General features: G+C 42.5%; 11 protein-coding genes and 1 pseudogene. 2 read left to right on the top strand and 10 right to left on the bottom strand.

Annotated features, from left to right (window positions below):
* Window positions 1–75: 75 nt before the first annotated feature.
* Window positions 76–903: pseudogene (locus QUA50_RS12565) on the top strand (transposase); the annotation flags it as partial.
* Window positions 904–1404: 501 nt separating this feature from the next.
* Here the strand turns inward: QUA50_RS12565 and QUA50_RS12560 are convergent.
* The 5 genes from QUA50_RS12560 to QUA50_RS12540 all read right to left on the bottom strand — a co-directional run bounded on the left by QUA50_RS12560 (window position 1405) and on the right by QUA50_RS12540 (window position 6920).
* Entirely contained in the window at window positions 1405–2250 is an 846-nt protein-coding gene (locus QUA50_RS12560; RefSeq protein ID WP_333264581.1) for a WecB/TagA/CpsF family glycosyltransferase, read from the bottom strand.
* 78 nt (window positions 2251–2328) lie between these two features.
* The gene (locus QUA50_RS12555) at window positions 2329–3411 is read right to left on the bottom strand and encodes an NAD-dependent epimerase/dehydratase family protein (protein ID WP_333264582.1); all 1083 of its coding nucleotides are present in this window, start codon (window positions 3409–3411) and stop codon (window positions 2329–2331) included.
* 59 nt (window positions 3412–3470) lie between these two features.
* On the bottom strand, window positions 3471–4700 hold the full coding sequence (locus tag QUA50_RS12550) for a glycosyltransferase (protein WP_333264583.1): 1230 nt from the start codon (window positions 4698–4700) through the stop codon (window positions 3471–3473).
* Between the two features lie 79 nt (window positions 4701–4779).
* A complete protein-coding gene (locus QUA50_RS12545) occupies window positions 4780–6015 on the bottom strand; it encodes a glycosyltransferase family 4 protein (protein ID WP_333264584.1) in 1236 nt (411 codons plus the stop codon).
* A gap of 23 nt (window positions 6016–6038) precedes the next feature.
* Entirely contained in the window at window positions 6039–6920 is an 882-nt protein-coding gene (locus tag QUA50_RS12540; protein WP_333264585.1) for a glycosyltransferase family 2 protein, read from the bottom strand.
* 44 nt (window positions 6921–6964) lie between these two features.
* Here QUA50_RS12540 and QUA50_RS12535 point away from each other — a divergent pair, with 44 nt between their 5' ends.
* Window positions 6965–7723: an FkbM family methyltransferase gene (locus QUA50_RS12535; RefSeq protein WP_333264586.1), complete on the top strand. Its 759-nt coding sequence runs from the start codon at window positions 6965–6967 to the stop codon at window positions 7721–7723.
* Here the strand turns inward: QUA50_RS12535 and QUA50_RS12530 are convergent.
* From QUA50_RS12530 to QUA50_RS12510, 5 genes are all read right to left on the bottom strand, one after another.
* Window positions 7720–8991 (bottom strand): glycosyltransferase family 4 protein, encoded by a 1272-nt coding sequence (locus QUA50_RS12530; protein ID WP_333264587.1) that lies wholly within the window; start codon window positions 8989–8991, stop codon window positions 7720–7722. The two genes, QUA50_RS12535 and QUA50_RS12530, sit on opposite strands and share 4 nt — an antisense overlap.
* A 24-nt stretch (window positions 8992–9015) precedes the next feature.
* Window positions 9016–9957 carry a glycosyltransferase family 2 protein gene (locus QUA50_RS12525; RefSeq protein ID WP_333264588.1) on the bottom strand — a complete coding sequence of 314 codons (942 nt, stop codon included), beginning with the start codon at window positions 9955–9957 and terminating at the stop codon, window positions 9016–9018.
* Between the two features lie 19 nt (window positions 9958–9976).
* On the bottom strand, window positions 9977–11194 hold the full coding sequence (locus QUA50_RS12520) for a hypothetical protein (protein WP_333264589.1): 1218 nt from the start codon (window positions 11192–11194) through the stop codon (window positions 9977–9979).
* Window positions 11191–12528: a flippase gene (locus tag QUA50_RS12515; protein WP_333264590.1), complete on the bottom strand. Its 1338-nt coding sequence runs from the start codon at window positions 12526–12528 to the stop codon at window positions 11191–11193. The genes QUA50_RS12520 and QUA50_RS12515 overlap by 4 nt, the downstream gene beginning before the upstream one ends.
* Before the next feature lie 253 nt (window positions 12529–12781).
* Window positions 12782–14203: an O-antigen ligase family protein gene (locus tag QUA50_RS12510; RefSeq protein WP_333264591.1), complete on the bottom strand. Its 1422-nt coding sequence runs from the start codon at window positions 14201–14203 to the stop codon at window positions 12782–12784.
* Between the last annotated feature and the right edge of the window lie 172 nt (window positions 14204–14375).

The following is a 14375-nucleotide window of genomic DNA, read 5'->3' as shown; positions in this document are numbered from 1 at the left end:
TGACCTATCTTTTTTTAACACAAGTCGGTCAAATATCAGCCCTGTCTGACTTTCCGGCGGGCTTGTCACCCCGCCAGTTTAATGACCGGGCTTCCCGTCGAGATTTGGTTTTTGGAAAACTCCAAAGCTTCTGATGTTAAGCTTGAAGAAAATATTCTGCAATTAGTGCCAACTCAAACCTTACTCTTACTGGATAGATGATTTTCTCCTTTTAGCTTTTGGCTCAGATTAATTGAACGAGATATCCACGCTCATTACTCGTTTGAAAAAAGGAGCATCAATTAAAGTTGAGCAAGTATTTACCAACAGTTACGAACTCCGAGATTGTCGGATAGGGCTAGGCTCATGAAATTCAAAAACTCCATTTATTACCTTACTTTTGAGTGAAGCTCGTTCGGGTAAAATTTGGCATTCTTATTTGACAAGCGTGCTTGAACCTCAAGTGTTAGCTCCCTAAGTCGTCGCAGATTTATATCGCAAGCCCTGGAGGATGGAAGATGCTTTTAATACCGTAAAAAGGCTCTTGGGATTAAGTTATTTGTGGACAGGTTCTCTCAACGGCATCCAGCTTTAAATGTGGGGGACTTGGATATTTTATGCACTCTTGGTTGATTTAGGTGATGCCGTTGCTTACCAACTCTCTTTACCAATAGATGCGATTTCATTAGAAATGATTTACCGGGTCTTAACCATTTTTATGTAGCTCATCAAAAAGGTAAGGCAACTGACCTGATCGAGTATTTCGCCGCGTCGGAAAACCAAGATTTAGGTATTGTTAAATCTCAACGAAAGCCCAATGTTAAGTTAATTGTTGCATCTTTCCCCGATCGACAGCGAGGCCTGAATCAATTTTTCTTTGATACCTCTTCTGAAATCTCCTTGACAACTGCCATACAGGCTTAACTTGTTACCAATGGGGAAATACCCGCGAGAGCCGTTCTAATCTCACTTGTTTTTCTGATTGTATCAAGGGTAGCAAGATTTCAATCAGTTTAAATTGAGCTGAACTTAGTTGTTTTTTTAAATGAATGAGGTAGAATTTCGGTATCATTATTTTTTAGATAGGCAAGCGTGTAACAATTATGCTCCCTATCTTTTTTGAGCAGCGGATTGGCTCAATCCTTACAAAGTATGGGTTTCAGGCTGGTTGTTACCCCCCCCAGACAGCGTAGATATTTTTTCCAAGAGGTCTAATATATTCAGATCGTCTCAGTGGGATGTTAAGAACTCGCGATTTGGATACCGAACTCTTAACCTCCCACTATAATTCCGATGTCAGCGGATTTGATAGAAGTTTTCTTGAATAGGCGATCGCACTTGCACCTCAAAACGATTAGTTACGATATGTTTGCTTTTTTAGCTTTTACTTGCGATCGCCCATAATTCACCAGAAACGTTTAAATTTCAACCATATAATACTTCTTCTACAGGCGGCGTGGCGTCTGTGGGGTCGAACTGTTTGATTTTCAAAGCTTGTAGCAAAAACAACCAGATATAAAGTGGATTCAAAAAAACATACCGCTGCCAAAGGCGCCGAGGTTCCTTCATCATCCGAAACAGCCATTCCAAACCTATTTTAGATAAAAATTCAGGAGATTTAGCCAAATTACCCGCATGAAAATCGTAAGCAGCACCTACAGCAATCAACGGCATTGATAAGTCGTCCCGGTATTCGTAAGCCCAGACTTCTTGCCGGGGACACCCCAAGCCGACAAAGGTAATTGCTGCACCGCTGTTGCGAATTTGCTGTGCAATTTCTTGTTTCTCTTGGGGCGAAACGTGCCTAAATTTAGAAGGCTGAGTTCCAGCAATAATTAACTTGGGAAAACGCTGGCAGAGATTGCGAGATAAAGCTTCCAGTACAGAAGCTTGAGATCCGTACAAATAGATAGGTAATCCTTCTTCTGCCGCACGTTCGCAGATTTGTAACATCGCATTCGGCCCGCAAACTCGATCGGGCAATTCCGTATGGTAGAGCCAATTTAACGCCCACCTGACCGGCTGTCCGTCTGGCAATACTAAGTCAATGTGATTAATCCGATAACGATGAGTGCTGTCTAGAACCCCAGTCATTACCCCGTGAACCGCTAGAGCAGAAACTGACATTGGTTTTCCGGCGCTGGCTGCTGCAATAATTTTGCTAACAGCCGCTTCATAATTAACGGCATTTACTAATATGCCCAGTACATTCTTTTTGCCTTTATCAATCATGGAGCACCTCTTTAAGTCAACGCTCGCAGTTACACTCATAAATCTCCCCTAAGATATGTTTAACCTTGTATTCTTCAATCGTTTACCGAAATTCCCAGCACATTTTTTTTGCCCCGCTCAATCATGGCAATCCTCTTTCAGCCAACGCTCGCGGTTACATTCATAAATCTCCTGTAGGATTTGTTTAACGTTATATTTCATTTTCCAGTTGGGATAGTGACTGGAAAATTTGGAATTGTCGCTAATCCACCAAATGTGATCGCCAATGCGATTCCCTTCAGCATAAGTCCAATTAAATTTGCGTTCCGCAATTGCCTCGCACATCTGGATAGCTTCTAACATTGAACAATTGCTGTATCGGCCTCCTCCTGTATTATAAACTTGGGCGCTTCTGGGAGCTTTATAAAATTCATAAAATGCCGAAATTAAATCCGCGCTGTGAATGTTATCGCGGACTTGCTTGCCTTTGTAGCCAAACACAGTGTAAGGAGTTCCCGTGACAGCACACTTCATCAAGTAGGCGAGGAAGCCGTGCAATTGAGCTCCTGAGTGATTTGGACCAGTCAAACACCCGCCGCGAAAACAAGCGGTGTTCATATTAAAATATCTACCGTATTCTTGAACTAAAATGTCAGCAGCTACCTTAGAAGCACCAAACAAACTGTGCAGGCACTGATCTATTGACATATCTTCCCGAATGCCGCTTTCGTAAGTATGGCCAGGTTCAATTTCCCACCTGTGTTCTAATTCAATTAAAGGCAAACTGTTAGGCGTATCGCCGTATACTTTGTTTGTAGAAGTGAAAATAAAAACAGCTTTAGGACAGTACAAGCGAGTTACTTCCAAAAGATTGAGAGTGCCGTTGGCATTGACGGTAAAGTCTATTTTCGGAGCACGGGAAGCCCAATCATGACTGGGCTGGGCTGCTGTGTGAATTACTAATTCGATCGACTCGCCGTACCGCTGAAAGATATTGGTAATCGCTTCATAGTCGCGAATGTCCACATCTAAGTGATAATACTTGGTTCCCAAAGACTTTTCGAGCAGTTGGCGGTTCCAGTTTGTAGAACCATCAGCACCAAAAAAGAACTGGCGCATATTATTGTCGATCCCAACTATATCTAAGCCTTGTTTGGCAAAGAACTGACACGCCTCAGAGCCAATTAAACCCGCCGAGCCAGTAATGATTGCAACGCCCACGTTTCACCGCCTGAAAAAATATAGTTTTCTTTATTTTGCCCGATCGAACAAATCAGAAGTTATCGTGATTTTCCATCGAATACATCTTCGCACAATTGGGCAAAGAATTTACCTTTGATATTCCAATCATAGATTTCCCTGACGCGCGTTTGACCCGATCGACCCAAGCGATCTCGCAATTCACGATCTTGGGCTAAACACACTATAGCTTCTGCTAGACCTTGCACAGTGCGATCGGGGTCAGTAGCAGCCACTTTAATCCCCGTTCGATCCGTCACTTGAGTAGCCGGGCCCCCCAAATCCAAACAAATCGTCGGACGACCAACCCCCATCATTTCCGTGCACACAAAACCACCAGAGTCATGCAAACTCGGATGGAGGAGAACGTGAGACTCCCCCATTTTAGAAAGAGTTTCAGTACGAGATAAAGTTCCCCAAAAAAATACTTTATTTGCCAGTCCCAATTCTGTTGCCAAAGCTTCCAAACGCTGCCTTTCCGGCCCGTCTCCCACAATCCAATATTCCGATTGTTCCAGCTTCGCCTCCGCAAATGCACGGAGTCCTAAGTGCACCCCTTTCCAGTGTAAGAGACGACCAACACTGATGAATCTAATTGGTTGCTCCGGCGGGGGACAAAATTTCTCTAGTTCTTGAATTTCCTGCTGCGATAAACCGACTTGCGAGAAAATCTTCACATTTTTTGCTTTTAGAAATCGCAGTCTGGCTGCGGTTTCTTCCGTAGTTGCCAGCGCCACGGCACTGCGGCGCGCCGTCAGACCCACAAACGGATCGCGTTCTCCTACGCTTTGAGCCAATGCTCGCAACGTTTCGTAAATTTTCCCCCGGCGACTAAAATCTTGCCAAAAAGGCTTTGGTGCTGCCTCTGCACCCCCCACAGGCCCCCAAATAAAAGGATGCGGCAATAGCGCCAAGAAACTAGGAGACCAATGTTTGACATAAGTTACGTGATGTACTATGTCAAAACCAATTTCGCGATCGAGCTTCCGAGCGATAAAATAAGCCCAGATTTGCCACAGATAGTAGTGAAGTTGCAGCAATCCTTGTTTCCCCTTCCAATCTTCGCTCCACCCAAACGGATCAAAATAAACAAAGTGCAGGTTTGGTACTGGGTTCCGCTCTAGTTCTGCTTCAATGTACGATCGACAAAACGTGCGAGTAAATACCCAACTTTCGTGATGTTTAGCAGATTGGATAACAGTATTCCATCCTACTCCCTCTTCGGAGCCGAGATTCGGTTCGCAGGCAAAGGCAGATAATAAAACTTTCATGGCTAATTGGTAATTGCTAATTGGTAATTGCTAAATTTTCACTCTTCCCTCTTCCATCTCTCCATTAAAATTTTTACACTCATCCCTTGCCGAACTTGCTTAACCTATTCTCCATCAAAAAAGATGTAACTTCGACGTAAGCCTTAGCTGCTGTTTCTGGCGTTTTTTGAGAAATTATCTGTCGCGAACGCTCTCCCATCGACTCAATCAAATCAGGACGATCTATAAATATTTGCATTTTACCCGCTAACTCTCGAGCACTGCTAGGGTCGAAAATATAACCGTTCTCGCCTGACATAATTAACTCACAGGAAGCTGCACCATTTGAACACAATACTGGTTTTCCCAACACCATCGCTTCCGGTACAACCATACCCCACACATCCTCAAAAGTAGGAAACACAAAAATATCAGCTTGCTGAAAATAAGCACCTAAATTTCCATATTCCACCCAGCCTGCCCACGTTACTTGCTCTTCAAAATCGCACTCTTTAATAAATGTTTCCAGTTCTTCCCGCTGATCTCCTTTGCCAACAATCAACAGCGAATAATCAACATAACCTTGACTTTTAAGAAGAGCGCAAGCTTCTAAAAGCGTCTTAATTCCCTTTCTTGAGGTTATCCGCCCTACATACAGAAAAATTGGGCGTTTTAACTCCAAATTCTTCGACTCATTGCCCTCCAGCCGTTTCATTAAAGCTCCCGCATCTGGGACAAGATAAGTTCTGGTAAAAATTTTATCCTTCGGTACATTTAGCGCTTCTATCAGATATTTCTCACCCGCATTACTATTAGAAACAAAAGCATCAGCAAACCGCACAAGTATCCTGCGAACAAATGTCCGAAAACTGGAATCTCGAAAATCAGTATTGGGGGAACTACCATCATAAATAATCGCAATTTTCCATCCCATCAGTGGTTTTAACAAAGCCACAATTACAGTCCACAAAGAGAAAGCCTGGGGAAATACGACATGAGGTCGAAATTCAAGCAGATAGCCAATAATGGCTGGTGAGACTACAATAAACCCGCGATCGTAGCCTGTATTTATCTTTGTCGTTTCGACAAAACTCGTTTTTCCTACTAGCTGAATTGCCGACGCTCCAGGGATTGTCGGATCGAATCCCGGCCAGACACCGCCGGTGTAAAACACAGTGTTGTTAAACACTTTCGTAAATTCTCTCAAAACAGGCTGCCAGTAGGCTCCCAAACCCACTTCCGGGACAAGCCAAGCAATGCGGAGTTCATCCATGCTGTTCACCTTTAGTTGTAGCGACGACAAGAAAGCCGGCGGTATCGCCAAAACCTTCCCCATTCCCTGTGCTTGCAAAAATACTATCAGCCGCGATAGCCTACAGATCCTCGGCGAAGCGAGATCAAAATCAACCTCAAATAAGGTAACAGCCAATATATCGGCCACAAGATATTCGTATGCCGCTGTACCAGCACTTTCGACTCTTTTGGCCCAAAACCCTTGGGTTGCAGTACCTTTTTAAATCGATCGACCAAACTCATATTCGGGTCTTCCCAACAGTTACCATCAGGGGGGTTGGTCGAGCAGGTGCCCACGTATCCAGGAACCACCCAAAGTGTACAATTTTGTTGCACCGCTCGCAAACCGTAGTCAATATCTCCCATGCTGTGGATGAATGCGGGGTCTAGGTTTCCCACTACTTCAACTACTGCTCGCGGCATCAAAACGCAGTTACCGTTCATAGTATGGCAAGGCTGAGCTTCCTCGCTCGGTTCCACCAGGCGAAAGTGCAAAGGATGCCACCAGCTAGTCCGAAACCAGCCTCCATAAGTCAGCGCCCCAGTTTCCGAGTCACGAGTAGAACCCACTACAATAGCTCGCGTGTTGCCTTGCTCAGCTAAGCAGCGGGACGTTACCAGCATTGTGTTCAAGGCTTCCGGTTCCAGTACAGTGTCATCATTGAGCCAGACGTAGTAATCATAATTTTGCTTTATGGCTTCAGCCAATCCTTGCCGCATTCCTCCATTCCAAAACAGGTTCCCATCTCCCCGCAGCAATTTAACTTGCGGATAAGTCTCCTGCACAGCTTCCGCCGTACCGTCAGTGCTGGCATCGTCCACTAAGTACGCCACCAGCAAGACATCTGCCGGCAGCACCTGATTGAATAGCGCCGCGAGACTAGCTAAAGTCTTTTGCTTGCGGTTATGGCAAGTTATGATTGTTGCTATAGTGCTGTGTGGTTTCATCAATCTATAATAGTTTCATTCAATATTGTAGTCTGGAAAAAAATATGAGGCAATTACTCAAAAAAATAGCGTATAAAATTCTTAAGCCTTTGGGATTCGATATCCCCCGTCAAGGCATGAGAACATCAATGTACGGCGTACTCGATCAGTTTATCAATTTGGGTTTTAAACCCGAAACCGTTATAGATGTCGGGGTTGCCTACGGGACTTTTGAATTGTACGAAAAATTTCCCCAAACCAATTTTTTGCTGGTAGAGCCATTGATCGAATACGAGAAAAATTTAAAAGAAATTTGTCAAAAATACAAAGCTCAGTATATCATGGCTGGTGCCGGCGCTCAAGCGGGAAATATTACGATTAATGTTCACCCTCAACTTTACGGCTCTTCTACTCTCAAGGAGTCAGAAGGTAGTGTTGCCGACGGTGTTCCCAGAGAAATTCCTCTGGTTGTCCTTGATGAGGTGTGCCGCGAAAGAAACTTAAAAGGGCCTTATTTATTGAAAGTAGACGTGCAGGGCGCTGAGCTTAATGTTTTAGACGGCTCTCGGCAGGTGCTGGAGGATACAGAAATAATCATTCTGGAAGTATCCCTGTTTGAATTCTTTGTCGGCGGGCCACAATTCTACGATATCGTCAGTTATATGAAAGAGCGCGGATTCGCCACCTACGATATTTTTGGGGGTTACATTCGTCCCCTCGACGGAGCTTTAGCTCAAGTAGACATGGTGTTTGTTAAAGAAAACGGACAATTTAGAAAGTCGAATTTTTTTGCTACGCCACAGCAGCGGAAACGGTTGGTTTAAGGGGCGGTGCTGTTTGAAGCGCTGGCGAGTTCGGAAAAAAGAGACAAATAGCGCCTAGCTTGTATGTCTAAGGTAAATTCTTGTTCAACTTTTTGACGGGCCCTGGCGCAGAGTTTTTGGTACCGATTCGGATCTTCGAGTACCCATGCAATACCTCTTGCTAAGTCTTCTGTTTCATAAGGTTTAGCTAAATAGCCATTGGAGCAGTGTTCGATCAGATCGGGCAGTCCCCCAATATTAAATGCGGCACAGGGGATGCCACAAGCAAGAGCTTCCATCACTGTATTTGGCAAGTTATCTATCACGGAAGGGGCGACAAAAATATCTGCCGCTGCATAAACCGTTGCTAGGGAAATATCATCTGCGAGTCTCCCCAAATAGTTAGTTTTAAAACCAAGTTCAATGGGATTTTCCGGTTGAGAAGAGCCAAAAACCAGCAACTCTATCCGATCTTTCCAGCCGGATTTACTGAGGCTTTGTAAAGCGGGTACGAGCAAGTTAAATCCTTTCCAGCGATCGCCTGTTCCACTTGCACCTCCAAAGAGTACAATTTGTTTATCTTGAGGTAAATTCAGGAGTTCTCGCGCCCAGTGACGATTTATGGGTTTGTACTTTTGAGTATTAATGCCATTAGGAATTATTTCGACTCGAAAATCTTTGAATAAAGAACTAGAATGAGCGCATTTCGCTAACCAAACACTAGGGCTAACCAAAGTTAGGTTAAGCTTATCCCAAGCTTTAGCTTTCCGCTGCCACACCCACCGCGACAGATCCGAATCTTTATCTTTATTACTGTGAAGTTGCGGACAACTACCACAAGATTGAGTGTAGCGATCGCAATCTTCACTATAATGACATCCACCTGTAAAAGGCCACATATCATGCAGCGTCCAAACTAAGGGTTCCTTAAACTTCGGAACACTTTCTACTTGCAAATAACCCCCACAAACCCAGTGAAGATTAATAATATCAGGCTCAAGTTTATCTACTTTATCCGCTAGGTAATCTGGCAGCCATTCTGTAGAAAATATCGCCTGATTTCTCTGAGGATAAAGTCTCAGTGGCAAGTTAGATACACTTGAAATAATCTTGTCAAACTTATTGGCCAAACTATTCTGTGATAAAAGTACATTGCGATCGCCACTACTCTTATGTTTCACCAGCATCTGCGAAGACACACCAATCCCCTGCAAACCTTGGTGCAGCCGATAAGCGGCGCGGGCCGCCCCCCCTTCTGTATCAGAACTATTTATAACTACAACCTTCATTTACCCTGCCTATTCTCTAGATTTCTAACTGACTTTGCCTGATATTTTCAAAAGTTTATTGACTTTTTTTTGCACCTTCCTTAGCAATGGCGGATCGTAATCATATAAAGTGTTTTCAGTAAAATTATCTGCTTGCACATCCCGAATGGCAAAGGCTGGGTGTTTCATCGGAAATGTTATAGCTTCTACAGGCATATTACTATAAGGACTGTTGACATCCTCCGTATTAGTTCCCCCTACACCATGTCCGATATTAGAAGCTAAATTGACATTTGCAAGAATATTCATACCATTTTGAATAAAACTAGCAAATGTCCACTGAAAAGCCCAACTCTGTAATTTTTTTTCATAACAAAGCTGAAAAGTATTTGTCCAAACTTTTACAGCATGGGAGTCTCCCAGTACATCCATCAAAAAATTACCATCCCGAATTTCTGGCCACAACTTCATATCTAAATCATAATGCTGCCAAGCTCGCCTCCAACTCGCCCAGCTCCAGCAGTGGTTATAGCGAGAAAAGTAGTAACTATAATCAGTTCTTTTTCGCCCAAACTGAACATTTTGACCAGAGATTGACATAATCCGCCGATCGTCTCGGTAACGCTCCAGCAATTCTTCAGCGAAGCGGAAAAAAGTAGGATGAGGGAGACAGTCATCCTCAAGAATAATTGCCTCTTCAACTGTATCAAACACCCAATTCATACCGCTAGAAACCCGCAGGCGACAACCGAGATTTACGTCTGCGTAATTCTTCAAAACTTCGCAGTCCCAATCTACTTGGTCAATAATAGCTCTGGTGGCAGCACATTCTCGATCTTCTCCAGGCCTATCTGGACGTGGGCCGTCAGCAATTACTAGCAATTTGGGAGGTTTTGCCTGACGAATTGCCTCAAATACTTTAGCCGTTGTATCTGGACGTTTGAAGATGATAAAAGCGACGGGTGTTTGGATTTGGTAGTTGAACATTTATGCGACTTTACTTTTTCTAGTAGTCTTCAACATCTGAATTAACAAGCTCAGCAGTCATCTGCGATTTAAAATTAAACCACTTCTGAAGCATCACAGCCGCTATGTAGGCCAGTGTATCATTGCTAGTCTGATAAGGCAAAAATCTATAGCGAAAACTAGCCATTCTCGGGTCACGTTCTTGGTATAAAATATCTTGGGCAAAGTTCCCCCAACGCTCATCTATTAAATCAATTGTCATACCCGCATGAGCCGAAGGTAGCAGCATATTAGAGCCGTGAAGACCAATTACTAAGCGGCTTTGTGAATACAGTTGACAAATTTCTTTTTCAATTTTTTCATTAAAAATATTCACTCTGCGATCTTCAATCCATTCGGGAAACTTAGTTTTTGTCCCCAAACCAGCTACTGCAAATTTTGCTTCTGGTACTTGCAATCTAATTTTCTGAAATAACTGCTGAATTTTTATATTTTGCAAGGGCAATGCCCTTTCTCGTTGATTTAGCTTTTTCAGAATTCGGAACAGCAAACCGTTAACTAATAAACGATCTTCCCGCCAAATAAACGTAATTCTTGTTTCTGGCTCCTCAAATTGGTGTTTGGGAACTCTGGTAAACCGCGTGATGTCAAACTGGCTAGGATGAGAATGGGCTTCGCTGACATAAATTTCATCAAAGCGTTTCGTTTCTTCCTCTACAAACTCGGCGAAACTGGGATAGTAAGTTTGACCATTTTTTAAAGAAATAGGTACTGTCCAGACTTCTGCAACTTCATCAGGAACCATCCACCTGAGAAACTTAGGAACTATCACAACTAACCCGCATTCCGAGTTGAATTCTAAGTGCCTTTGTGCATTTAACAACTTCAGCAGAGAATGACCATAAAGATGATCGATACAATTTAAGATAATTACCCGCTTGCTTGGTTTAAAAATCTCTTTTACAATCTCAAGTTTTTGTGATTGAGGATTTTGGAGTGAATTGAGTAATGGTTTGCCTAGCCATTCTTTTATGTTAGCAACTTTTGCAAAAACTTCACCTTTGACTGTATCAACTTGGACAGAGTTTCTGACTCCATGACCTACTTTCAACTCGTCGATTATTTCGCTGCCACATCCCGCGCACTTACAGTCCAGAACAATATGTATCCCTTGCCACAGAACATTTTTGGGATTAAGTTCTGTTCCGCAATAGGGGCAATTCGATCGCTGTTCGATTTTAGGTTTAATTTGAATCACTTTACTAATCCTCGGATTCTACAAGCTGCCTTGTATAAGTTAAGCGAACGCCATATAAAATTTGCGAATGGGCGCAATTCCTTAATTAAGAAATTGACTAATATAATCACGTAAAAATAAGTTATCAGAGTAGCCGCAGTTGCTCCAAAAGCTCCATACTTAGGAATCAGCAAAAAGTTCAACCCTACATTTAAAGTAGATCCGACTACTGTCAAATAAAGACCGTAGCGCAACTGACCTTCTATGTTTAAATATGTGCTCCTTGCTACTCCAAAGTTACTGCCAAATTGCGCCCAAACATAGATTGCCAGCACTGCTGCTGACTGTGCATATTTTTCACCGTAAAGTAGATGCACTATCCAGGGAGAAAGTAATGATATCGGTATGGCAACTCCCAACCATAAAAATATCATAATATCCGAGTAAATTTGAAATTTATTTAGATATTCTTCATAATTTGTCTTTTTCAAATTCGCTAATTTGGGAAAAATAGAACCGGATATGATCATCGGCAAGAAATCGCAAATTTCGGAAATTTTAACAGCGGCAGCATAATAGCCAAGTTCTGCATTTTTATTCATCGCACCGAGCATTATCTGATCAGTTTTTGAGTACACATAAACTGCCAATCCCGACAATATTATCGGCCAACTCTCCGATAGCAGTTCCTTACACCTTTCCCAACTGAAGTGCCAATCCTTAATTTTATTCCCCGTAAGCTTATAAAAATATACATAAGCGATTCCTACCAATGCCACCTCTCCCAATCGAACCCAAGCGAAGGCAAGCAGGGGGGCTTTAATAGTCACTAATCCAATTCTGACAGCAGCAACTAAAAAACATACCGAATTTTTGGCCAGCACTGTATATTTTGACTGGATTTGAGACTGAAACCAAAAATTGATAGCCTCAAAAGCATTAAAGATAGTTCCTGCTGCGATGATACCTACCAGCCACCGAGTCAGAGTGTCGTTGGGCTTGAGTAGCGCAATCCCCGTGACACTTAACAACAAAGTGATGCAGCCACCAGTAAATTGCAGTCCGAAGGCAGTTCCCAGGGTCTCATTTTTGCATTCTGGGTCGCGAGCGATATTCCTCACTACCAGAGTACCCAACCCCATCGTTGCCACCGAACTAAACAGCGACACAAAGGCTAGCGCGTAGTTGAGCAATCCATATTGTGTAGGACCAAGATAGCGAGCCACCCAAAGGCCTACAAACAGACCTAGACCCATCTGCAAGATTTGGTCAGTGAACAGCCAAGCTATGTTGCTGAGTACCTGGCGCAGACTAGGGCCGAGCCTTTGACTGACCGCAGTTAACTTATCTAGCATCAGAATATTTTAAATCTTTACAAAACACAAACGCGGTTCTGGCAGGGTCGGCAATCTCGCAAAATTAGACTGGTTGATCCTACAACAACATATCACAACTTGAGGGAGCATCTCAATGAAAGCAGCCAACCTAGAAATTGGAGTTTGGAGGTAGGAGGCAGAAGGAAAGAGAAAGAAGGAAGGAGTCAGAAGAAGTGTTTTTACAAATACGAGATGCTCCCCAACTTGACCCACTATCTGCCCAATGGTTACTTCAATGGACAGTGTGAGCTAAAGAACGCCTTGGAGGGTTACGGGTGCTACTGTTGGAACTATTGTTAGCATTATCTATCGCAAGTCGAACCGTCAACATTACGTAACTCAGCCAAGGATTTGCTATATCTATAATATAACCTTCTGTGATGTTGCTTATAATAATAGACACTAGAAAACAAATCGGTATTCCGGCTTCTTCCAGGGTGCTACGACTCAAATACCGAACTGCGTAAGCTAAATTGAGCAGCAAGGAAGTCATCATTAAGATTAATCCGGGCCAACCGAAGGCTAACAAGATACCGATCGCGCCATTGTGAGGATTTTTCGGTTGAAATCCATTAGGAGTATAAATAAAATAAGCCGGAGTACCCGCTCCTAACTTATCTTGTTGAAAAAATCCATCGTATCCGTAGCCAAACCAAGGGCGCTGATTTACCGCAGCAATTAACTGCGGCCAGAATTCTGTCCGCCCAGTTAAAGTCAAGTCTTTGCCTAATCCACCTACAATAATGTCCTCTAGGTTGTCTACTACGAAAACAGTCATAATTATGCTGATTACCAAAAAACATATAATCGCAGTAAATGCCCACTGAAAACTTAATTCTTTTAGAAAATTTAGTGACGAAACTGCAATTATTAATATGATAGTAATCACTAGAGCCGAACCAGATTTATTAGCCCTTACTAGGTAAAACGAAAAAAACATCATTCCCAAAGCAATCCAGCGATCTTTCGGAGTTTTAGCTCCTTGAGAATAATGCAAATACCAAAATGCCGTACAGAGAGCTAAGACTCCCCCCAAAGAATTTTTCGATTGGGTTAAGCCGACAAAATCTCCTGAGCCAGGGGGTTTCATTACAAAACTTGCCAAACCGATTGCCGTGTATCCCCACCGCCAAAAACGAGATAAATCCTCCCATTTATATTGCGCTGCAATATAAAAACCAAAAGCAGTAAATCCTGAAAAAGCTAGACCCGATCTTAGCGTTTGTTCAGGAACTAGAGACCATAATGTAGACATTAATGGAAGTAATATATAAAGTAAAAAGAAAGAATTCATTGTCAAAACTTTGGTAAAAGTTTCTATAAATTTATTTTTAAATATTTTCAACCTTGAGACTAAAATTAATACCACCCAGGGGTAAAAAAAATAAGGTATTAGTTTTAAGATACCACCCGATGTATCTTTCAAATTAATAAAATGCAAGTAATTAAAAGGAGGTTGTGTTAGAAACGGAGAAATAAAAATATAGAGACCAGCAAAGCTTGTTTCTAAAGCCAAACCAATTTTTTTATAGCTAGCAAATTGAAATAATAGTATAGTTGCTATCACGAGTATAGCAATTAGCATCCATGTCAATGAAGAACTACCTAAAATCAGCTCTTTCAGCAGATTTGCTTTAGACACTGGTTGAGTCATAATTGCTTTCCTAGATCAAAAACAAGATCAAACTATATAGATATAAATATAGCCGTTAACCCGCAACCACGCTAACACAGAAATTAGCGATCGAGCAAAAATACAGCATCCTTTTTTCGGCGCTCGCTTAAAATAATGAGCTTTTTGCCCAGCACTAAAAAGGCTACACTTA

The sequence above is a fragment of the Microcoleus sp. M2_D5 genome (assembly GCF_036701935.1).
Classification (GTDB): domain Bacteria; phylum Cyanobacteriota; class Cyanobacteriia; order Cyanobacteriales; family Microcoleaceae; genus Microcoleus.
This window is presented reverse-complemented; position numbering and strand designations above follow the sequence as displayed.